This window comes from Vulcanococcus limneticus LL, assembly GCF_943369875.1.
In the GTDB taxonomy this organism is placed as follows: domain Bacteria; phylum Cyanobacteriota; class Cyanobacteriia; order PCC-6307; family Cyanobiaceae; genus Vulcanococcus; species Vulcanococcus limneticus_A.
Genome location: NZ_CALROT020000006.1, coordinates 107531 through 129361 on the forward strand (window position 1 = coordinate 107531; position 21831 = coordinate 129361).

19 protein-coding genes are annotated in these 21831 nt (G+C 72.9%); 12 read left to right on the forward strand and 7 right to left on the reverse strand.

The window, feature by feature from the left end:
- Positions 1–4 precede the first annotated feature (4 nt).
- The 4 genes from ACLV7J_RS08600 to ACLV7J_RS08615 form a co-directional block, all read right to left on the reverse strand.
- The gene (locus ACLV7J_RS08600) at positions 5–211 is read right to left on the reverse strand and encodes a hypothetical protein (protein WP_255127108.1); all 207 of its coding nucleotides are present in this window, start codon (positions 209–211) and stop codon (positions 5–7) included.
- 268 nt (positions 212–479) lie between these two features.
- Entirely contained in the window at positions 480–3530 is a 3051-nt protein-coding gene (locus ACLV7J_RS08605) for a glycine dehydrogenase (aminomethyl-transferring) (RefSeq protein ID WP_411868764.1), read from the reverse strand.
- A 191-nt stretch (positions 3531–3721) separates the two neighbouring features.
- The gene (gcvH, locus tag ACLV7J_RS08610; RefSeq protein ID WP_411868688.1) at positions 3722–4111 is read right to left on the reverse strand and encodes a glycine cleavage system protein GcvH; all 390 of its coding nucleotides are present in this window, start codon (positions 4109–4111) and stop codon (positions 3722–3724) included.
- Between the two features lie 400 nt (positions 4112–4511).
- Positions 4512–5792, reverse strand: a complete 1281-nt coding sequence (locus ACLV7J_RS08615) for an aminotransferase class I/II-fold pyridoxal phosphate-dependent enzyme (protein WP_411868689.1) — start codon at positions 5790–5792, stop codon at positions 4512–4514.
- A gap of 342 nt (positions 5793–6134) precedes the next feature.
- On the opposite strand from ACLV7J_RS08615, the gene ACLV7J_RS08620 reads away from it, so the two are divergent.
- Positions 6135–6920: an acyl-CoA desaturase gene (locus ACLV7J_RS08620; RefSeq protein WP_411868765.1), complete on the forward strand. Its 786-nt coding sequence runs from the start codon at positions 6135–6137 to the stop codon at positions 6918–6920.
- 43 nt (positions 6921–6963) lie between these two features.
- Here the strand turns inward: ACLV7J_RS08620 and ACLV7J_RS08625 are convergent, their stop codons facing one another.
- Positions 6964–7755: a hypothetical protein gene (locus ACLV7J_RS08625; protein ID WP_411868690.1), complete on the reverse strand. Its 792-nt coding sequence runs from the start codon at positions 7753–7755 to the stop codon at positions 6964–6966.
- Between the two features lie 53 nt (positions 7756–7808).
- Here ACLV7J_RS08625 and ACLV7J_RS08630 point away from each other — a divergent pair, with 53 nt between their 5' ends.
- The 9 genes from ACLV7J_RS08630 (at position 7809) to ACLV7J_RS08670 (ending at position 17400) form a co-directional block, all read left to right on the forward strand.
- The gene (locus ACLV7J_RS08630) at positions 7809–8765 is read left to right on the forward strand and encodes an acyl-CoA desaturase (protein ID WP_411868691.1); all 957 of its coding nucleotides are present in this window, start codon (positions 7809–7811) and stop codon (positions 8763–8765) included.
- Between the two features lie 37 nt (positions 8766–8802).
- Entirely contained in the window at positions 8803–9261 is a 459-nt protein-coding gene (rplI, locus tag ACLV7J_RS08635; protein ID WP_411868692.1) for a 50S ribosomal protein L9, read from the forward strand.
- 124 nt (positions 9262–9385) lie between these two features.
- Complete coding sequence (dnaB, locus tag ACLV7J_RS08640; protein ID WP_411868693.1) at positions 9386–10810, forward strand: replicative DNA helicase; 1425 nt, start codon at positions 9386–9388, stop codon at positions 10808–10810.
- A gap of 84 nt (positions 10811–10894) precedes the next feature.
- Positions 10895–12007 (forward strand): S-(hydroxymethyl)glutathione dehydrogenase/class III alcohol dehydrogenase, encoded by a 1113-nt coding sequence (locus ACLV7J_RS08645; protein ID WP_411868694.1) that lies wholly within the window; start codon positions 10895–10897, stop codon positions 12005–12007.
- Between the two features lie 377 nt (positions 12008–12384).
- Positions 12385–12762: a PilZ domain-containing protein gene (locus ACLV7J_RS08650; protein WP_411868695.1), complete on the forward strand. Its 378-nt coding sequence runs from the start codon at positions 12385–12387 to the stop codon at positions 12760–12762.
- A 76-nt stretch (positions 12763–12838) separates the two neighbouring features.
- Positions 12839–14806: a tRNA uridine-5-carboxymethylaminomethyl(34) synthesis enzyme MnmG gene (gene mnmG / locus ACLV7J_RS08655; protein ID WP_411868696.1), complete on the forward strand. Its 1968-nt coding sequence runs from the start codon at positions 12839–12841 to the stop codon at positions 14804–14806.
- A 136-nt stretch (positions 14807–14942) separates the two neighbouring features.
- On the forward strand, positions 14943–15944 hold the full coding sequence (locus ACLV7J_RS08660; RefSeq protein WP_411868697.1) for a hypothetical protein: 1002 nt from the start codon (positions 14943–14945) through the stop codon (positions 15942–15944).
- A 63-nt stretch (positions 15945–16007) separates the two neighbouring features.
- Positions 16008–16592, forward strand: coding sequence for a chorismate lyase (locus tag ACLV7J_RS08665; protein ID WP_411868698.1), 585 nt, complete (start codon positions 16008–16010; stop codon positions 16590–16592).
- Between the two features lie 166 nt (positions 16593–16758).
- Positions 16759–17400, forward strand: a complete 642-nt coding sequence (locus ACLV7J_RS08670; protein ID WP_411868699.1) for a hypothetical protein — start codon at positions 16759–16761, stop codon at positions 17398–17400.
- Positions 17401–17408: 8 nt separating this feature from the next.
- On the opposite strand, the gene ACLV7J_RS08675 is transcribed toward ACLV7J_RS08670, so the two are convergent.
- Positions 17409–18305, reverse strand: a complete 897-nt coding sequence (locus ACLV7J_RS08675) for a hypothetical protein (RefSeq protein WP_411868700.1) — start codon at positions 18303–18305, stop codon at positions 17409–17411.
- 209 nt (positions 18306–18514) lie between these two features.
- Positions 18515–19060: a SprT family zinc-dependent metalloprotease gene (locus tag ACLV7J_RS08680; protein ID WP_411868701.1), complete on the reverse strand. Its 546-nt coding sequence runs from the start codon at positions 19058–19060 to the stop codon at positions 18515–18517.
- An 83-nt stretch (positions 19061–19143) separates the two neighbouring features.
- Between ACLV7J_RS08680 and ACLV7J_RS08685 the strand changes: the two genes are divergently transcribed.
- Both ACLV7J_RS08685 and ligA read left to right on the forward strand, forming a co-directional pair.
- Entirely contained in the window at positions 19144–19575 is a 432-nt protein-coding gene (locus tag ACLV7J_RS08685) for a hypothetical protein (RefSeq protein WP_411868702.1), read from the forward strand.
- A 95-nt stretch (positions 19576–19670) separates the two neighbouring features.
- Positions 19671–21827 carry an NAD-dependent DNA ligase LigA gene (gene ligA, locus ACLV7J_RS08690; RefSeq protein ID WP_411868766.1) on the forward strand — a complete coding sequence of 719 codons (2157 nt, stop codon included), beginning with the start codon at positions 19671–19673 and terminating at the stop codon, positions 21825–21827.
- The last annotated feature ends 4 nt before the right edge of the window (positions 21828–21831 follow it).

Consider the following 21831-nt stretch of genomic DNA (forward strand, 5'->3'; position numbering starts at 1 on the left):
CAGCTCAGGCGGCCTGGGGCGGCGTGGGTGTGGGGCCGCCCAGCTGGAAGGGCAGCACCAGGGTGGCCCAGCGCTCGGGGCGGGTCGGCCGCTGGCGGCGGGGCTGGCGCACGCCGAAGGGCACGCGCACCACATTCGTGCCCTCCATCCGCAGGGTGTGGCCCTGGCTGGTGGAGTGGGACAGGGAACCGGGGAGCGGCGGCAGGGAGATCTCCGTCTCCGTCGCCTGAGCGGGTGCCTGGAAGCGTGCCGCGGAGCGGCCTTGGGCGGCTGCGCCGGCTTGATCGCCGCCGTTGTCGCCGCCGCCGTTGGTGTGGCCGATGTTGTCTCCGATCGTCATGACCCCAGGAACCGCTGCACTGCCTGCAGTTGCAGCAGATGGTGATGGAAAAACAAGGGAAAAATCAGGAAGAAATCCTGTCATTTCCCGAATTGGGGCGAATGTAGCGCCCCAAACCCCGAGCAGCCAGCAACCCTCGCTACACAGTGGCCCCCGTCCGCTGCTGCAGCTCCAGCCGCGGCGCAGCATCGGCCGGCTCCCCGTCCTCCGCCAGCTCCTCCAGCGTCGGGCAGGTGCAGATCAGGTGGCGATCGCCGTAGGCGTTGTCGATGCGGGCCACGGCCGGCCAGAGCTTGCTGGCCTGCTGGGCCTCACCGGCGGGGAAGGCGGCCTGCTGGCGGCTGTAGCCCCGCACCCAGGCCTCCGCCGTCACGGCCGCGAGGGTGTGGGGGGCCCGCTTGAGCGGGTTGTCGGCCGGATCGGCCTCTCCGGCCTCGATCGCCGCGGCCTCGGCCCGGATCGCCGCCATCGCGTCGCAGAAGCGCTCCAGCTCCACCAGGGCCTCGCTCTCGGTGGGCTCCACCATCACCGTGCCGGCCACGGGCCAGCTCACGGTGGGGGCGTGGAAGCCGTAGTCCATCAGGCGCTTGGCCAGGTCGTCCACCTCCAGGCCGGCGCTGCGCTTGAGCGGCCGCAGATCGAGGATGCACTCGTGGGCCACCCGGCCGCCGGCGCCGCGGTAGAGCACCGGGAAGTGGGGCTCCAGCCGCTCGGCGATCCAGTTGGCCGCCAGCAGGGCCACCGCACTGGCCTGGCGCAGCCCCGCACCGCCCATCAGGCGGATGTACATCCAACTGATCGGCAGGATCGAGGCGCTGCCCCAGGGGGCGGCGCTCACCGGGCCGATGGCCTGCTCACCGCCGCAGCCGGGGGCCAGGGGGTGGCCCGGCAGGAAGGGCACCAGGTGCTCCGCCACGGCGATGGGGCCCACCCCCGGCCCGCCGCCGCCGTGGGGGATGCAGAAGGTCTTGTGCAGGTTGAGGTGGCACACGTCGGCGCCGTAGAGCCCGGGCTTGGCCAGGCCCACCTGGGCGTTGAGGTTGGCGCCATCCAGATACACCTGGCCGCCGTGGGCGTGCACCAGGGCGCAGATGTCGGCGATGCCCGCCTCGAACACCCCGTGGGTGGAGGGGTAGGTCACCATCAGCGCCGCCAGCTGGTCGGCGTGGGCCTCCACCTTGGCGTCCAGGTCGGCCCGGTCGATGTTGCCCTGGTCGTCGCAGGCCACGGGCACCACGCGCAGCCCGGCCATCACGGCGCTGGCGGGGTTGGTGCCGTGGGCACTGGTGGGGATCAGGCAGACGCGGCGGTGGCCCTGGCCGCGGCTGCGCTGCCAGGCCCGGATCACCAGCAGGCCGGCGTACTCGCCCTGGGAGCCGGCATTGGGCTGCAGCGACACGCCGGCAAAGCCCGTGATCGCCGCCAGCCAGTCCTCCAGCTCGGCGATCAGGCGGCGGTAGCCGCCGCACTGGGCCTCGGGGGCGAAGGGGTGCAGGGCCGCGAAGGCCGGCCAGCTCACCGGCGTGAGCTCGGCGCTGGCGTTGAGCTTCATGGTGCAGCTGCCCAGCGGGATCATCCCGTGCACCAGGGAGAAGTCGCGGGCCACCAGGCGCTGGATGTAGCGCAGCAGCTCGCTCTCGCTGCGGTAGCGGTGGAACACCGGCTGGCCCAGCCAGGGGCTGCGGCGCAGGGGGATGCCGGCGGAAGCCCAGAGGGCCTGCTCCGGAGCCTCGGCACCGGGTGCTGGCGCCCCCTGCACGGCGGCCATCAGCGCCGCAGCCGGGGTGCGCGGGGTGCCGGTGCCGGCAGAGCCGTCAGCGGCGGGGGCAGCGGCGGCCCCGTCCCCCGCCAACGCCGCCAGCAGCCGCTCCAGCTCGGTCGGATCGCTCAGCTCGTCGAGGGCGATGCCGAAGGCGCCCGGCACCGCCCCGGGGGCCACCACCTCGGCGCCGGCGCCGGGGCGCAGGTTGAAGCCCGCCGCCGCCGCCCGCTCGATCAGCTCAGCCGCCCGCGGCGTGTCCACGGTGAGGGTGTCGAAGCCGGGCTCCGGCCGGGGCTCCAGGCCCAGCTCCGCCAGCCCGCGCGCCAGGGCCGTGCGCAGCACCAGGATCCGCCGGGCGATGGCCGCCAGACCGTCAGGGCCGTGGTGCACGGCATAGAAGCCGGCCATCACCGCCAGCAGCACCTGGGCCGTGCAGATGTTGCTGGTGGCCTTGTCGCGGCGGATGTGCTGCTCGCGGGTCTGCAGCGCCAGCCGCAGGGCCGGCCGGCCCTCCGCATCCAGCGACTGGCCCACCAGCCGGCCGGGGATCCGCCGCTGGTGCACCTCGCGGGTGGCGAAGAAGGCGGCGTGGGGACCACCGAAGCCCATCGGCACCCCGAAGCGCTGGCTGCAACCCACGGCGATGTCGGCGCCGAGCTGGCCCACGGGGGCCAGCAGCACCTGGGCCAGGGGATCCACGGCCACGGTCACCAGCAGGCCAGCAGCCTTGGCGGCCCCGATCAGCGCCGTGGGATCCCAGAGGCGACCGCTGGCCCCCGGCAGCTGCAGCAGCAGGCCGAAGGCGCCGGCGAAGGGGTCGTGGGGCGCGGCCGCCTGGGCTTCCGCCAGCAGGGCGGCCGGGTCCACGGTCTCCACGGCGATGCCCAGGGGCTCCGCCCGGGTCTGCAGCACCGCAAACGTCTGGGGGAACACGTCCCGATCCACCAGGAAGCGCGGAGCGGCAGCGGCGCCGCCTGCCCCGCTGCCGGCCTGGGCAGCCGAGGGGCCAGCAACGCCGTAGCTGAGGGCCATGGCCTCGGCCGCCGCCGTGGCCTCATCCAGCAGCGAAGCGTTGGCGATCGGCAGGCCGGTCAGCTCGCTGATCAGGGTCTGGAAGTTGAGCAGGGCCTCCAGGCGCCCCTGGGCGATCTCGGCCTGGTAGGGGGTGTAGGCGGTGGTCCAGCAGGGGTTCTCGAACACCTGGCGCTGGATCACGGCCGGGGTAGCGGTGCCGTAGTAGCCGAGGCCGATCAGGCTGCGGCGCACCGCATTGGCACCGGCCAGCTCGGCCAGCTCGGCCAGGGCCTGGGCCTCGCCGCAGCCCTCGGGTAGCCCAGCGGCGGCCTCAGCGGGCCCCAGCAGGATCGAGGCGGGCACCACCTCGGCCACGAAGGCCTCGAGGTCGGTGGCGCCGAGGTCGGCGAGCATCCGGGCCTGGTCGGCCGCGGAGGGGCCGATGTGGCGGGCCACGAAGGGGCTCAGTGCTGCCGTCAAGACCCGGATCCCAGGGTGGGCGGGATCCTAGGAACGGCGGCCAGCTGCTCAGGGCACCACGGCATCGCGGCTTGGCTGGCCGATGCCGCGTGGGCTGGACGTCCGTGCGGTGGGCCCAGAGCCCGTCAGGCGCCCTCCACCTTGGCCCGGTAGGTCCCCGCCTCCAGCAGCCCGTCCAGCTGGGCCGGATCGGCGGGCCGCACCAGCAGCAGCCAGCCCTCCCCGTAGGGGTCGTTCTGGAGCTCCTCGGGGCTGGCCAGCACCGCCTCGTTGCGGGCCTCCACCGTGCCGCTGATCGGCGCGATCACCTCCTCCACCGCCTTCACCGACTCCACTGTGCCGAAGCTCTCGCCCTGGCGGATCGCAGCGCCGGGCTCGGGCAGTTCCACGAACACGATGTCGCCCAGCTGATCGACGGCGAAGGCGCTGATGCCGATGCGCACCAGCTCGCCTTCGGGGCGCACGTATTCGTGGCTGTCGGCGTAGCGGAGGTCGTCGGGGAAACTCAGCGCCATCGGGCCGGGCTGCAGTCGGGCTCCCAGTCTGTCGGCTGGCTGCCTGGGGCGCCTCAAGGGAGCAGGCCGGAGCGGTGGAGCCCCAGAGGGAGGGCCGTGCGGCAGGGGAGAGGGTGGAGCGGGGCCGAACGGCCAGAACAACGAGGTTGAGGGGCCGCAGCGAGCAAGAGGGCCGCCTTCCCCACGACTCTCCAAGACGCTGTACGAGCTGTACAGCGTCTTGGAGAGTCACGGATCCACATGGCCGTGGTGGATCCAGCTCTTGGATCCATCGCTTGGATCCATCTCACGGAACACGGCGCGGGGTCCTGAAGGAGCGCGAAGCGCAGCGGAGAGGGCACGGCTCCCGATGAACCGAAAGCACACCCGCCCGCTACGGGGCCGGCGGTAGCCCCGGCAGCTACCCAGCCGGCAACAGCCCCGCCTGCTCCAACGCCAGCAGCGCCCGCTCCAGGGCCAGGGCGTGGTGGCTGTGGTGGGTGCCGCCCTGGGCGTAGAGCACGTAGGGCTCCCGCAGCGGACCATCGGCGCTGAACTCGCTGGTGCTGCCGTCGATGAAACTGCCGCCCGCCATCACCAGCTCGCTGGCGTAGCCGGGCATCGGCGCCGGCACCGGATCCAGGTAGGAGCCCACGGGCGAGCAGGCCTGGAAGGCCCGACACACCGCCTTGAGCGGCTCGGGCGCGCCGAGACGCACCGCCTGGATCACGTCGCTGCGGGGGCCACCCACCAGGGGCTTCACCGCGAAGCCCAGGTCGTCGAACACGGCCGCGGTGAGCTCGGCGCCGATCAGGGCCTCGGCCACCATCTGGGGCGCCAGGAACAGGCCCTGGAAGATCAGGCGGTGCAGATCGAAGCTGGTACCGCCCTCGCTGCCGATGCCCGGGGCCGTGAGCCGGCAGCAGGCCTGCTCCACCAGCTCGGCGCGGCCGGCCACGTAGCCGCCGGTGGGGGCGATGGTGCCGCCGAGGTTCTTGATCAGCGAGCCGGCCATCAGGTCCGCCCCCACGGCGGTGGGCTCCTGCAGCTCCACCAGCTCCCCGTAGCAGTTGTCCACGAACACCAGGCAGTCCGGCTGGATCGCCTTCACCCGCTCCACCAGCCGGCCGATGTGCGCCACCGGCAGCGAGGGGCGCCAGCTGTAGCCGCAGCTGCGCTGGATCAGCACCATCCGCGTGGGCACGGCCAAGGCGCCGGCGATGCCGGCCTCATCCACCGTGCCGTCGGCCAGCAGAGCAAGCTCGTCGTAGGCGATGCCGAACTCGGCCAGGGAGCCCTGCCCGCTACCGCGGATGCCGATCACCTCCTCGAGGGTGTCGTAGGGACGGCCGGTGAGGGCCAGCAGCCGATCGCCGGGGCGCAGCACCCCGTAGAGGGCGGCGGCGATGGCGTGGGTGCCGCTCACGAACTGCATCCGCACCGCCGCGGCCTCCGCCTGCAGCACCTGGGCGAACACCCGGTCGAGCACCTCGCGGCCGAGATCGCCGTGGCCGTAGCCGCTCACCGAGGCGAAGTGGTGCACCCCCAGCCGCTCGGCGGCGAAGGCCGCCAGCACCCGCTCCAGCCTGGGCTTCACCCCCGCGGTGCGTGCAGCCGCGAGGGGGGCGATGCGCTCCTGGGCCCGGGCGACGCGCTCGGCGGCCCAGCCGCCGCAGGCCACCTCAACTGTTGCGGCTTCCATCCGAGCCCTGCGCTGCGCCGCCATGCTGCCTGGCGGTGCAGCGCCCACGGCTAGATTTTCCCGCGATGCTGTGGCCCCCGCCCGCGTCCCAGGCCAGTGGTGCGTCATCCCCTTCGCCGGGGCCCCGCGGACCGGAGCCTGCGCATTCCACCGGAGATTGTCTTGGTCGTTGCACCTGATGCCGCCTCCGCGGCCCGCTCGAATCCTCGGCCGCAGGTCGAAGCGAGCGGAACGGGAGGTCTCACAGCGGCCCAGGAGGCCCGCATCCGCGCCTCACTCGTGGTGCCGCGGGCGCCCCTGCCCCCCAGCCAGCGCAAGTTCAAGCTGGGCACCACCGGCTTCATGCTGGCGATGCACGTGGGCGCGGTCTTCGCCCTGCTGCCCCAGTTCTGGAGCTGGCAGGCCGTGGTGGTGCTGGCAGTTCTCTACTGGACCACGGTGCTGGGGGTGACCCTGGGCCTGCACCGGCTGGTGTCGCACCGCAGCTTCGTGGCCCCCAAGTGGGTGGAGCGGGTGCTGGTGTTCATGGGCGCCCTGGCCTGCCAGAGCGGCCCGATCGAGTGGGTGGGCCTGCACCGCCACCACCACAAGTATTCCGACCAGCCCAACGACCACCACGACGCCGCCCGCGGCCTGTGGTGGGCCCACAGCGACTGGATGCTGCACGACATCCCGGCGATCCGCGAGCTACACCGCTTCACCGGCGACCTGCTCCAGGACCCCTTCTACGTGTGGCTGGACCGCTGGTTCCTGCTGCTGCAGATCCCCCTGGGTGCCCTCCTCTACTGGTACGGCAACGCCGCCGGGGTCCACGGCGGCGGCCTGGGCCTGGTGCTGTGGGGCATCCCCCTGCGCCTGGTGCTCGTGTACCACGTGACCTGGCTGGTGAACTCGGCCACCCACGCCTGGGGTTACCGCAACTTCGACTGCCCTGACCTGTCGCGTAACAACTGGTGGGTGGCGATCCTGAGCTTCGGCGAGGGCTGGCACAACAACCACCACGCCCACCCCTCCAGCGCCCGCCACGGCCTGCGCTGGTTCGAGTTCGACATCACCTGGCAGCACATCAAGCTGCTGCGGGCCCTCGGCTGGGCCAAGCGGGTGCGCGAGGCGCGCTACCCGGGCTGAGCCAGCCGGACTCCTGATCGGGGCAGCCTCAGTGGAGGCCCCCTCAGGCGGCCTCCAGTTCCCGCCGGATCGCCGCCGCCAGCGCCTGGCGCGGATCGCGGTCCTCCCCCCGGCCCGGTTGCGCCAGCAGCCGGGCTTTCTGGCGCAGCAGCTCCAGGAACTGATCGGCGCTGAAGGCCGACTCGCTGGCGGCGCCGAGGGCCACCAGGGTGCGGCGCAGATCCGGCAGCTCCGCATCCAGCTCGGTGGCGGTGTAGTCGCGCTGGCCGGCCAGCACGGCGGCGAACTGCTCGCGCCGCTGGCGCTTCTCGGCCGGGTAGGCCGCCAGCACGGCCTCGCGGCACTGGCGCCAGGGCCGGCCGGCCGTGAACAGCTCCGCCAGGGCGGCACTCAGGCCCGCGGCCTCGTCGTCGGCGATGCGCAGGTCGAAGGCGCGGGGGGGCTGGCGCAGGCCCACGAAGATCTCGAACAGCTGGGCCGGCCCCAGGGGCTGGCCGTCGTCGGCGAGCACCGGCCGGCTGGAGGCCTGCAGGGCCGCCAGCAGCTCCGGCTGATCCGCCAGCTGCCGGCGCAGCTCGGCCGAGGGCCCCGCGGGGCCCACCTCAGCGGCGAGCAGCTGGTTGAGGCGGCCCAGGGCCACGAACAGCTCCGGACCGGGTGCCACGAGCTTGCGGTTGCGCAGGTGGGAGAGCTGGGAGTTGTGCACGCGGCCCAGCTCCAGCCGCTCGGCCAGGGCGGGCAGCAGGCGCTGGCTCCAGCCGTTGCGCTCATGCCACACCCGGATCAGATGCCCAAAGGCATCCCGCCCCGCTTCGAGTTCTTCCCGATATCCCACGCGATACGGATGCGTATTGCTACCATTGTATCGATCCTTCCCGGAGCAGGCCCATGACGGCCTCCAGCCTCGCGGCACCGGCAGCGCCCGGCGGCGCCGCCATCAGCCCACCCCGGCGCGCCGCCGCCCTGCATGCCCCCCGCCGCGGCGAGGCCCCCCTGGTGCCGCTTGAGGGCCGCAACTGGACGGTGGTGGGCTTCATGGTGGTCATCCACGTGCTGGCCGTGGTGGCGCTGCTGCCGCAGTTCTGGAGCCTGCCCGCCGTGGGTTCGCTGCTGGTTCTCTACTGGGTCACCGCCTGCCTGGGCGTGACCATCGGCTACCACCGCCTGCTCAGCCACCGCGCCTTCCGGGTGCCCCAGTGGCTGGAGCGCTTCTTCGCCACCTGCGGCGCCCTCAGCTGCCAGCACGGCCCGATCGACTGGGCCGGCCTGCACCGCCACCACCACAAGTTCTCCGACACCGACCCCGACCACCACAACAGCCACCGCGGCTTCTGGTGGAGCCACATGGGCTGGATGTTCGAGCCCATCCCCGCCATGGCCGCCGTGCCCCGCATGACGGGCGATCTGGCCGCGGACCCCTACTACCGCTGGCTCAACAACAACTTCCTGCTGCTGCAGATCCCCCTGGCCCTGCTGCTGTTCGCCATCGGCACCGTCACCGGCGCCGGCGGCTGGGCCCTGGTGCTCTGGGGCATCCCTCTGCGCCTGGTGCTCGTGTATCACTGCACCTGGCTGGTGAACTCGGCCACCCACCGCTGGGGCTACGTGCGCCACGCCAGCGGCGACGGCTCCCGCAACAACCCCTGGGTGGCGGCGGTCACCTTCGGCGAGGGCTGGCACAACACCCACCACGCCTACCCGCATTCGGCCCGCCACGGCTGGGGCCGGCGTGAGCCCGACCTCACCTGGCTGCACATCCAGCTGCTGCGCCGCCTCGGCCTGGCCACCCAGGTGCGCCTGCCCGCCCCGCTCGTAGCACAGGCCGCAAGCCGTGGCGTAGGCTGATCCATCGCCTAGACGCAGACCGTCCCTAACGACCCCCATGGCCAAGCGCGTTTCCGTAGTCCTCAGCGAGGACGTCCTCAGCCTGGGCAAGAACGGTGATCTGGTGGATGTGGCCCCCGGCTACGCCCGCAACTTCCTGCTCCCCACCGGCAAGGCGGTGCCCGTGACCCCCGCGGTGCTGCGCCAGGTGGAGCACCGCCGTGCCAAGGAGGCCGAGCGCCAGGCCGCCCTCAAGGCCGAGGCCATCGCCTTCCGCACGGCCCTCACCACCATCGGCCGCTTCACCGTCAAGAAGCAGACCGGTGGTGACGACGTGCTGTTCGGCACCGTGACCAACGGCGACGTGGCCGAGGCCATCGAGGCCGCCACCAAGAAGGACGTGGATCGCCGCGACATCCTGGTGCCCGAGATCCACCGCACCGGCACCTACCAGGTGACCGTGAAGCTCCACCCCGAGGTGGTGGCCGAGATCAACCTGGAAGTGGTCAGCCACTGAGCCCTGACGGCCGCCGTTGGCGGCAGGATGAACACCCCCCACGCCGTCAGGTCCTTCGGGGCCTGACGGCGTTTCCGTTGGAGCGGTGCCTGGATCCGCGACCCGGTCCTTCTCTTGTGCGGCGATGGTGAGCGTTCCCCTGTCCAGTTCCGATCCCTCCGGCGACGGCCCCGGCTGGGGGCGCGGTGGCGGCCGGGGCCGGCCCCGGGAGGAGGCCGGCTTCGAGGCCCTGCCCGACTCGGTGCCGCCCCAGAACCTGGAGGCCGAGGAAGCGGTGCTGGGCGGCGTGCTGCTGGATCCCGACGCGATCGGCCGGGTGGCGGACGTGCTGCAACCCGAGGCCTTCTACCTGAACGCCCACCGGGAGATCTACCGCACGGCCCTGATGCTGCACAGCCAGGGCAAGCCCACCGACCTCACCGCCATGACCGCCTGGCTGGCGGACACCGGCGCCCTGGAGAAGGTGGGCGGCAGCGCCCGGCTGGTGCAGCTGGTGGAGGGCACCCTCTCCACCGCCTCGATCGACCAGGTGGCGCGCCTGGTGATGGACAAGTACCTGCGCCGGCAGCTGATCCGCTCCGGCAACGAGGTGATCCAGCTCGGCTTCGACCAGAGCAAGCCGATGGAGCAGGTGCTCGATGAGGCCGAGGCCAAGATCTTCGCCATCAGCCAGGAGAAGCCCTCCGTGGGGCTCACGCCCACCGCCGAGATCCTCACCAGCACCTTCAACGAGATCGAGAGCCGCTCCCTGGGCACGGCCGTGGCCGGCATCCCGGTGAACTTCTACGACCTCGACGCCATGACCCAGGGGCTGCAGCGCAGCGACCTGATCATCATCGCCGGCCGCCCCGCCATGGGCAAAACCGCGATCACCCTCAACCTGGCCAAGAACGTGGCCCAGCTGCACCAGCTGCCGGTGTGCGTGTTCTCCCTGGAGATGAGCAAGGAGCAGCTCACCTACCGGCTGCTGGCCATGGAGGTGGGGATCGAGAGCGGACGGCTGCGCACCGGCCGGCTGCAGCAGGAGGAGTGGCCGCTGCTGGGCCAGGGCATCAACACCCTCGGCCAGATGCCGATCTTCATCGACGACAAGCCCAATGCGGGCGTCCTGGAGATGCGCTCCCTCTGCCGCCGGCTGATGGCCGAATCGGGCAAGGAACTGGGCCTGGTGGTGATCGACTACCTGCAGCTGATGGAGGGTTCGGGCTCCGACAACCGGGTGCAGGAGCTGAGCCGCATCACCCGCGGCCTCAAGCAGATGGCCCGGGAACTCAACGTGCCGGTGGTGGCCCTCTCCCAGCTCAGCCGCGGCGTGGAGGCCCGCACCAACAAGCGGCCGATGCTCAGCGACCTGCGGGAATCCGGCTCGATCGAGCAGGACGCCGACCTGGTGCTGATGATCTACCGCGACGAGTACTACAACCCGGACACCCCCGATCGCGGCATCACCGAGGTGATCGTGACCAAGCACCGCAACGGGCCGGTGGGCACGGTGAAGCTGCTGTTCGAGCCCCAGTTCACCCGCTTCCGCAACCTGGCGGCGCCGTAGTCAGCCCCGGCGGCAGAGCCTGGGCCAGGGCCGGCCCCCTCCACCGGGGCGCAAGGATGGGGGGACGCTCGCGCCGCCGCGCCGATGATCCGCTCGCGCGCCGCCGTGGCCTGGGCCCCCGGCCAGCCCCTCGAGATCACCACGGTGGATGTGGCGCCACCCCGGGCCGGCGAGGTGCTGCTGCGGGTGGTGGCCACCGGCGTGTGCCACACCGATGCCTTCACCCTCTCGGGCGCCGATCCGGAGGGCCTGTTTCCGGCGATCCTGGGCCATGAGGGCGGCGCCGTGGTGGAGGCCGTGGGCGAGGGCGTGACCTCGGTGGCGGTGGGCGACCACGTGATCCCCCTCTACACGCCGGAATGCCGGCAGTGCCGGTTCTGCCTCTCGGGCAAGACCAACCTCTGCCAGGCGATCCGCACCACCCAGGGCCAGGGCCTGATGCCCGATGGCACCAGCCGCTTCTCCAAAGACGGGCGGATGATCCACCACTACATGGGCACCTCCACCTTCTCGGAATACACGGTGCTGCCCGAGATCGCCGTGGCCCGGATCCGCAAGGACGCCCCCCTGGAGACGATGTGTCTGCTGGGCTGCGGCGTGACCACCGGCATCGGCGCCGTGCTCAACACCGCCAAGGTGGAACCGGGCAGCACGGTGGCGGTGTTCGGCCTGGGGGGCATCGGCCTGGCGGTGGTCATCGGCGCGGTGATGGCCGGCGCCTCCCGCATCATCGGCATCGACATCAACCCCGACAAATTCGCCCTCGCCCAGCAGCTCGGGGCCAGCGAATGCATCAACCCGCACGACTTCGGCGCCCCGATCCAGCAGCTGATCCTCGACCGCACCGATGGCGGCGTGGACTACTCCTTCGAGTGCGTCGGCGACGTGGAGGTGATGCGCGCCGCCCTGGAGGCCTGCCACAAGGGCTGGGGCGAATCCACGATCATCGGCGTGGCCGGCGCCGGCCAGGAGATCAGCACCCGTCCCTTCCAGCTGGTGACCGGCCGGGTGTGGCGCGGCACGGCCTTCGGCGGCGTGCGCGGCCGCACGGAGCTGCCGCTCTACGTGGAGCGGGCCCAGAAGGGGGAGATCCCCCTGGATGCCTTCATCACCCACACCTTGGCTCTGGAGGACATCAACGAGGCCTTCGCGCTGATGCAGGCCGGCAGGAGCATCCGCACGGTGATTCACTTCTGAGCACCCGGCCGGCCCCTGGAGCCGCGCCTGCAGCCCGGCCACGACCACGGCACCATCGCGATCGCCATCGCCATCGCCAGCTTCATCGACGACCACCTCGACCACCATGCGAGGGACCTGCCGCAGCAATCATCCCCAACTGGGTGAGTTGCCAGCAAGTTTTCTACCCCGCAGGGGGGAGCAAAGCAACATCACTTCACGGTAAATACCACGACATGAATTGACACAAGGACCAGCAAAAGCCGCTTCGACACAGGGCTTCTATCGCTAGCCGAAGTAACCGTCAGGCCCGGGAGCTAAACACGGTTGTCTCAGATACGCCCAATTGCCCGCAGGATTGGCGATGGTGGGTTCATGACGCTTAGGGGTGACAATCCGTGGCCCAAAACACACCCCAAGCCCGCACGCCACGGGCCCAGAAGCGCCATCCGATTCCCCTGGGCGCCGGCTCCATCAGTGCTGAACTGCGGGTCAGCGGCAAGCCGGTGCACCACGGCCTGCTCTGGGACCTGAGCCGCACGGGGGCCTGCCTGCTGGCCCGCGGCGCCCTGGAGCTGCTCCAGGCCGCCGGCCATGAACTGGAGCTGGTGCTCCGCCCCAGCTTCGGCGTCGCCGAGCCGGTGACCATCCCCGTGGCCACCCGCTGGTGCCAGCCCGAAGGCCATCAGACCTTCATCGGCCTGCAGTTCGCCAGCCGCGCACTGCCCGACAACAGCTTTCTGGTGGACTTCCTAGAGGAGTCCTGGGCGGCGTAGAGGGCCACCCCCCCCCGGCACCCACCCCGCGGCGCCCCGGCCACCAGGCCCGCCACACGCCAGGGAGAATGGGCCCATGGCCTTCTCCACCCCCCCCACCGAAGCCTTCGACGTGATCGTGGTGGGCGGCGGCCATGCCGGCTGTGAGGCGGCCCTCACCGCGGCGCGGCTGGGCCTGAACACGGCCCTGTTCTCCCTCAACCTTGACCGCATCGCCTGGCAGCCCTGCAACCCGGCGGTGGGCGGTCCGGCCAAGAGCCAGCTGGTGCACGAGGTGGATGCCCTCGGCGGCGTGATCGGCCGCCTCGCCGATGCCACCGCCCTGCAGAAGCGGGTGCTCAACGCCAGCCGCGGCCCGGCCGTGTGGGCCCTGCGCGCCCAGACCGACAAGCGCCAGTACGCCCGCCAGATGCTGCAGCTGCTGCAGCACACCCCGAACCTGGCCCTGCGCGAGGCGATGGTGACGGGGCTGGAGGTGGATGGGGCGGCGGACGGGGGTGGCCGGATCACCGGCGTGCGGACCTATTTCGGCAGCACCTATGCCGCGCCGGCCGTGATCCTCACCACCGGCACCTTCCTGGGGGGCCAGATCTGGGTGGGCAACCAATCCATGCCCGCAGGCCGGGCCGGCGAGCAGCCAGCCGAGGGGCTCACCGAGGCCCTGGAGGCCCTGGGCTTCCAGATGGGGCGCCTCAAGACCGGCACCCCGGCGCGGGTGGACCGGCGCAGCATCGCCCTCGACCAGCTGGAGGAGCAGCCCAGCGATGCGGCCGATCGCTTCTTCTCCTTTGATCCCACGAGTTGGGTGAGCGGCGAGCCGATGAGCTGCCACATCACCCGCACCACCGCGGCCACCCACCAGCTGATCCGCGACAACCTGCACCTCACGCCGATCTACGGCGGCTTCATCGACAGCAAGGGGCCGCGCTACTGCCCCTCGATCGAGGACAAGATCGTGCGCTTCGCCGACAAGGAGAGCCACCAGATCTTCCTGGAACCCGAGGGCCGCGACACCCCCGAGATCTACGTGCAGGGCTTCTCCACGGGCCTGCCGGAGCGGCTGCAGCTGGAGCTGCTGCGCACCCTGCCGGGCCTGGAGCAGTGCGTGATGCTGCGGCCCGCCTACGCGGTCGACTACGACTACCTGCCGGCCACCCAGCTCAAGCCCTCGCTGGAGACCAAGCGGGTGCAGGGCCTGTTCTCGGCCGGCCAGCTCAACGGCACCACCGGCTATGAGGAGGCCGCCGCCCAGGGCCTGGTGGCCGGCCTCAACGCCGCCCGGCTGGTGCGCGGCCAGGAGCCCGTGCACTTCCCGCGGGAGGGCAGCTACATCGGCACGATGGTCGACGACCTGATCACCAAGGACCTGCGCGAGCCCTACCGGGTGCTCACCAGCCGCAGCGAATACCGACTGGTGCTGCGGGGCGACAACGCCGACCGGCGCCTCACCCCCCTGGGCCGCGAGCTGGGCCTGATCGACGAGCGCCGCTGGCAGATCTACAGCCGCAAGCAGGAGGCGATCGCCGCCGAGAAGCAGCGGCTGGACACGGTGCGCCTCAAGGTCAGCGACCCGGCTGCCGCCGCCGTGGAGGCCGACACCAAGGCGCCGATCAAGGGGTCGATCACCCTGGCGGATCTGCTGCGCCGCCCCGGCTTCCACAGCGCCGATCTGGTGCGCCACGGCCTGGCCGATCCGGCCCTGCCCGCCGACGTGCGCGAGGGCGCCGAGATCGACATCAAGTACAGCGGCTACCTGGCCCGCCAGCAGCAGCAGATCGACCAGGTGAAGAAGCAGGAGCACCGGCCGATCCCCGCCGGCCTCGACTACGCCGCCATCGCCACCCTCTCGGCGGAGGCCCGCGAGAAGCTGGCGGCCGTGCAGCCCCTCAGCCTGGGCCAGGCCTCGCGCGTGCCGGGCGTCAGCCATGCCGACGTGACCGCCCTGCTGCTGTGGCTGGAACTGCAGAGCCGCCGGGCCCGGGAGGCCGCCGGCGGCACTGCCACAGCCGGGGCGACGGCCGCCACGGCCCAGGGCATGGTCTGAGCCAGCGCTCGGCGCACGCGGGCTGGCTCAGCCGGCTCGGGCAGCCAGCTCAGCTTGAGTCCCGCGCCGCTCGTCAGATCCGGATACGGCCGGTACCGTGGCGCCCAGATCGACCCATTCCGCCGCAGGCAGCTCCTTGGTGACCGGACCCGCCACCTCCACCTCACGGGCCTTCTGGGAGATGAAGGCCGAGCAGGTGATGGATCGCGTCTTCGCCAACGCGCTGCACAGCTACCGCCGCCATGGCGCCGAGGCCCCGGCCAGCCCCGAGGCGGCTCCGGCCCCCGAGGCCCCGATCGAGCTGGTGGAGGTGCGCGAGGAACCCCGCCCCGCCGCGGCCTGGCCCGGCGCCGCCACCGCCCCGGCCGCTGGGGTCGCGGCCACGATTCCGGCTCCGCCTCCGCCACCGGCCGCCGCGCCCCCCCGCAGCCAGAGCCGGCCCCAGGGCCGCGCTGCCAAGAGCGCCGGGCCTTCCGCGGGCTGGAGCGTGGCCGGCCTCACCCTCTCGCCGCGGGTGGTGATGGCGAGCCTGGGCTCGGTGGCCGTGATGGCGGCCGGCACCTCCCTGGTGTTCTGGAGGGGCTGGAGCGAGGCCAGCTTCGACCTGCGCCAGGAGCGCACCGTACGGCTGCTGGAAAACCTGCGCGGCATCGGCAGCGAGGCCGGCGCCCCGGCGGCCGTGGCCGCCGACAAAGCCGGCGCCGCCAAGCCCGGCGCCAGTGCCGACGGCTCCCTGCCGCCGCCACCGCCCGATGAGCCCTGGATCCAGGAGCTGGGCCAGCTCCCCGGCGGCGAGGGGGGCAACCAGGCCGCCGTGCTGCGGGTTCCCGTGAGCGGCACCCTCAACCGCCCGGCCCCGCCCGCCAGTGGCGGCCCCAGCGGCGGCGGTGGCGCGCGCAGCGGCGGTGCACCGGCGGCGGCAGCCCCGACCGGTCCGGTGCCGGAGCTGGTGGGGGTGGTGCAGATTCCCGGCCGCTCAGGCTCGGCCATCTTCCAGGTGGGCGGCAGTTCCACCAACGCCCTGGTGGGCGACCAGATCGGCAGCAGCGGCTGGCGCCTGCAGTCGGCCACGGGCGACACGGCGGTGATCGAGAAGGGCGGCGTGGAGCGCCGCATCAGCATCAGCAGCGGCTTCTGAAGCCGGGCCTGCGCAGCACCCAGCCGGCCCCCTGCCTAGGGTTGACCACCCTGGATGGCCGCCATGGCTCCGGCCAGCGCCCTGCTGCTGCCCTCCCCTTCGCCGCTGTGGCAGGCCCCCCTGGCGGAGGTGCTCGAGGCCCAGGCTGGCCAGGAGCTCAGCGGCGCCTGGAAGCTGCTGCTGCTGGGGGACGGCAGCCCCACCCGCCACCTGCAGCTGCTCACCGGCCTGCCGGTGGAGGTGGAGCTGATCGCGATGGAGCGGGAGCCGGCGGCGGGCCCGGAGGCGCCGGCGGAGGTGGCGGAGCTGGAGCCGCCTCTACTTCGGCGTCAGGTGTGGCTGCGCTGCGGTCAGCAGACCCTGGCCTGGGCCGAGAGCTGGTGGAACCAGGCGGAGGCGGAACAGCACCTGCGCCAGCGGGAGCAGCCGATCTGGCGCAGCCTCACCGCCGGCCGCACTGAGCTCTACCGGGAGGTGGACGGCCTGGCCCAGGTGCAGGCCCCCTGGCTGGCGGAGCGGTTCGGGGCGGCGGGTCCGTTCTGGAGTCGCCACTACCGTTTCTTCCGCAGCGGCCGCGAACTCACGGTGATCCGCGAAGTGTTCTCGCCGGCCCTGGAGCGCTGGCTGGGCCCCGCCCAACCAGCCTGAGGGCGGACGCCCCAGCGGGCCCGCGCGAGCACGCCAGGGACTGCCGGCCAGACCCACAGAACGTCATGACAGTTTGCAACGTCTGTAACAGGTTGCAGCGGTCTTGGATTGACAGCTTGCGCCTACTCGTGCTGAGCGCACGATTGGCGCATCACGCCCCACGGCCATGGAGACCACCACCCCCGCCAGCCCCTGGCTGACCCTCACCGACCTGGGTCGCCTCTACGGCATCTCCGCGGTGCACTGCGGCCATCTGCTGACCGAGGCGGGCCTGCGCAGCGCCAACGGCCAGCCCAGCGCCGCCGCCGTGGCCGCCGGCCAGGCCTTCAGCCGTGCGCCCCGCCACCAGGGCCGCGCCGTGCTCTGGCACCGCGACGGCTGCGGCGCGGTGCTGGAGGGCCGCGGCCTGGTGCCCCTGCTCCGCAGCACCCTGGTGGACCAGTGGGCCACCCTGCTGTCGGCCCTGGCGGAGGGCGCGGCCGCCATCAGCACCTCGGCGGCCCAGATGGCCGAGGAGCTGCCGCCGGAGCTGGTGGACGCCGTGAACGGGCAGCTGCGGGCCATGGGCTGCAGCTTCCAGGTGGGTCGGCCCAGGGCGACTCAGCCGGTGCGGAACCGGCCCGAGTGTGCCTTTGCACTGCCCAGCCCGGCCGAGCCCAGCCCGGCGGAACCCGTGAAACCGGCAGGGCGCCCGGCCCATCGCCGGCGGGCCGCCGCCAAGGCCGGCCAGGCGAGCCCGGCCCCGGGGCAGGCCGCCAGCCCACGGGGCGAGCACCAGCGCCGCAGCCGCAGCCGAAGCCGGTCCTGACGGTCGCCTCAGGCCTGGCGGCGCCGGGTGGAGCGGGGCAGGGGCCGGGCCGGCGCCTGCCGGCCGGTGGCGGCTGGCGTGGCCCCTGGACCGACTCCTGGACCGGCCCCTGAAGCACGGCCAGGAGCCACGCCTGGGTCCGCAGCGGGCCTGGACTCCTGGGGAGTCGCAGCCCCAGCCCCCGGGCTGAACCCGGATCGCTGGGGCTCGCGCTGCCAGCGGGGCACGCTGAAGCTGGCGTCATCGGGCCAGTCGTCACTGGCCGGCACCTCGGAGGCCAGGCCGGCCGCCGAGGCGGCTGCGCCGCTGCGGGGGGAGAGCAGCGGCGGGGTGCGGCGGGAGATCGCCTCCAGGGGGCGGCGCTCCACCATTGGCTGGGCCGCCACCACACCTGAAGCGGGACTGCGGTCCGCCGCCTGGACGGCGCGGCGGGCCGTGCCGCCAGCCTCCGCGGCAGGGGCGGGCCGGTCCCAGGGATCAGGCGCCGCGGGCCGGCCGGCGCCGAAGGCCTCCGCCCCCCGGGGGGCGGCCGGCTCGGACCAGCGCTCCTGGTCGCGGCGGGCCAGGGTCGAGCGGCGCGGCGCGGGCGGCTCCCAGGGCTCGCGCCAGTCGTCGTCGTCTTCCAGCAGCCAATCGAGGCGGGTTTCCACCCAGCGGCCCAGGCCCTCCAGGCTCGGGCGCCCGCCGGCGCGGCCCTCGGCTGGACGTCCCCCCGGACGCGAGCCCGGGCGAGCCCCGGCCACGCCGTCGACCAGTTGCCGTCCCGCGCTCATCCACTGATCCAGCCGGCCCGCGTCGAAACGGCCTGCATCGAAGCGGCCCGGTTCGCGGCGCCCCTCCCGGCGGGGCTGATCGCGCGGGTCGGGGCGCGGCTCACGCCGGTAGGGGGTGCGATCCGGATCCATCGGGCCAGGCTAAGGCGAGCGCCCCAGGGAGCGGCTCGGCCCTGGCCGGCTCAGCGCGGGGTGATCCGCCGCGACCCGCTGCGCTCCAGGGACCGCCCCCGCAGCCAGCGCTCGCGGCCCATCCCCACCAGGGCGATGCCCACGCCGCTGAACTGCAGCACCCAGAGAAAGGTGGCGATGGAGCCGGCCCGCCCGAAGCAGGCCGCAACCTAGGCCGCCGCGCTGGCCTCGAACAGCAACTGGTAGCGCGGGTCCCAGCGGCCGCCACTGAAGCGCTCGCAGCAGAGCCGGCAGGCCACCCCCTTCACCCGGCGGCGGTAGGGGGCGGCGAGGTCGCAGCTGGGGCAACGGGCGATCCAGCGGGGCGGCCGGGCCGGCACCGGAAAGCGGTGGCGCACGCTCAGCCGGAACTCGTCCTGGGCCGCGTTGATGGCGGCCATGCGGGCGCGGAACTGGGGGCCATGGACTTCGCGCACGCCCAGCACCCGGTCGACCCAGGCGTGGATCATCTCGTGGCAGAGCGTGCTGAGCGTGGCCTCCCGGGGCAGGGGCTCCAGCAGCGGGCGCGAGAGCACGATCTCGCAGAGGTCGCGGCCATCGGCATCGCGGCCGCTGCGGTAGAGGCCGGCGGTGCGCCGCATGCGGCCGTCGCTCCAGCGCACCGCCACCAGGCTCGTGCCGCCGGGGGCCAGGGAGCCGGCGAAGTGCTCGCGGTTGAGCCGGTGGAACAGGGGCAGCAGCGGTTCGAGCGGCATGCCGGCGGGCGCGGCGGCGGATCGGCCCCAGTGTGGCGTGGTTGTCCGGCAGACTCGGGGGCCCGAACAGTGACGAGCGAACGATGGACCTGGACATGGGGCTGGTACAGCAGATCGGCACCAAGGCGCTAGCTGCCGGTCTGGGCGCCCTGCTCCTCTACTGGACCATCAACGCCGTGAAGCTGGTGCTGAACGCCCGGGGCATCAACCCGGTGATCAAGCAGTTCTTCACCCAGGTGGCCTCGGGCCGCATCGATGCCGCCTACCTGCTCACCACCAAGAACTACCGCTCCCACGTGAACCGGCAGCAGTTCATCCGCTTCCTGGCCGGGCTGCAGCTCAACAAGTACAACAACCTCAAATCGGGCCGGCCGCGCATCCAGGAGGAGCAGATCATCCTCACGGTGAAGCTCAAGGCCGAGAACAACGACGAACTGCCCCTGGACTTCACCTTCGTGAAGGTGGAGGACGACTGGCGGGTGGACCGCATCCAGAAGGTGGCGGCGGCGACCTGATCGCCCCGCCCTGAGCGCAACGCCCCTGCCGGACCACCGCCGTGAGCACGCCTGACCCCAGGGGCCGCACCCCCAGCGCCGGCGGCGCGGCGCCCGTGGCGGCGCAGCAGCGGGCCGAGGAACTGCGGCGGCTGCTCAACCGCGCCGCCCACGCCTACTACGTGCTGGATGCTCCGGAACTGGAGGATCCGGTGTACGACCGGCTCTACCGGGAGCTGCTGGAGCTCGAGCAGGCCCACCCCGCGCTGATCGCCCCCGACAGCCCCACCCAGCGGGTGGGCGGCACGCCGGCCGAGGGGTTCCAGAGCGTGGAGCACCGCATCGGCCTGCTCAGCCTCGACAACGCCTTCAACCTCCAGGAGCTGGAGGCCTGGTACGGCCGCCTGCTCAAGGTGCTCGACCGGGAGCCGGCTGCGGGCGCCCCACCGCCGGCCCTGCCGATGGTGGGCGAGCTCAAGATCGACGGCAACGCCCTGGCCCTCAGCTACGAGCGGGGCCTGCTGGTGCGGGCCGCCACCCGCGGCGACGGCGAGCGGGGCGAGGAGATCACCGCCAACGTGCGCACGATCCAGAGCCTGCCGCTGCGGCTGCAGCTCGAGAACCCGCCGGCGTGGGTGGAGGTGCGCGGCGAGGCCCTGATCCCCGACGCCACCTTCGCCGCGATCAACGCCGAGCGCCAGGCCCGCGGCGAGGCCCTGTTCGCCAACCCCCGCAACGCCTGCGCCGGCACCCTGCGCCAGCTGGATCCCCGGGTGGTGGCGGCCCGGCGCCTCGATTTCTTCGCCTACACGCTGCACCTGCCGGACGACTGGCAGCCCGAGGCCCACGCCGGAGCGGGGGACCAGGGCCAGCCGGCCGATCCGCCGCGGCCCACCAGCCAGTGGGAGAGCCTGCGCTGGCTGCAGGCCGCCGGCTTCAAGGTGAACCCCAACGCCGCGCTGCTGCCGGATCTGGCGGCGGTGGAGGCCTTCTTCACCAGCTGGGATGCGGGCCGCCGCGCCCTGCCCTACGCCACCGACGGCGTGGTGGTGAAGCTCAACGACCTGCGCCTACAGGACGCCGCCGGCTTCACCCAGAAGGCCCCCCGCTGGGCCATCGCCCTCAAGTACCCGGCCGAGGAGGCCCCCAGCCGGCTGCTGCGGCTGACCTGCCAGGTGGGCCGCACCGGCGTGGTGACGCCCGTGGCCGAATTCGAGCCGGTGCCCCTGGCCGGCACCACGGTGAGCCGCGCCACCCTGCACAACGCCGATCGGCTGGCGGAGCTGGATCTCCACGCCGGCGACACGATCGTGGTTCGCAAGGCCGGCGAGATCATCCCCGAGGTGGTGCGGGTGCTGAGCGAGCTGCGGCCGGCGGGGGCCGTGCGGCTGGAGCTGCCCCACGTGTGCCCCGAGTGCGGCTCGGAGCTGGTGCGGGAGGAGGGCGAGGCGGCCACCCGCTGCGTGAACAGCAGCTGCCCGGCGATCCTGCGGGGCGCCCTGCGCCACTGGGTGAGCAAGGGGGCCCTGGATGTGGATGGCCTCGGGGCCAAGCTGATCGAGCAGCTGGTGGACCGGGGCCTGGTGGCCTCGATCGCCGACCTCTACCGGCTCGATGGGGCCCTGCTGGCCAGCCTGGAGCGGATGGGGACCCGATCGGCCGAGAAGCTGGTGGCGGCCCTGGCGGCCTCCAGGGCCCAGCCCTGGCACCGCCAGCTCTACGGCCTGGGCATCCACCACGTGGGCGAGGTGAACGCCAAGGCCCTGGCCAGGGCCTTCCCCAGCGCCGCCGAGCTGGCCACCGCCAGCGAGGCCACGCCCGAGGCGATCACCGCCGTGTTCGGCATCGGCGGCGAGATCGCCCAGTCGCTGCAGCAGTGGTTCGCCACGCCGGCCAACCAGCAGCTGCTGGGGCAGCTGGAGCGGCTGGGCTTCTCCCTGGCGGCCGGCCCCGACGAGCTGGCCGGTACCGGCAACGGCCCGGGCAGCGGTGCGGCGACGCCCCTGGCCGGGCAGACCTTCGTGCTCACGGGCACCCTGCCCAGCCTCACCCGCAGCCAGGCCCAGGGCCTGATCGAAGCGGCCGGCGGCAAGGTGACGGGCTCGGTGAGCAAGAAGACGAGCTACGTGGTGGCCGGCGAGGAGGCCGGCAGCAAGCTCACCAAGGCCGAGGGCCTCGGGGTGGCCGTGCTGGATGAGGCGGGGCTACGGGCCCTGCTGGAGCCAGGCGCCGGCGGGGAGTCCCAGGCCCCAGCCGGCGCCTCCGGCCCCTGAGGCG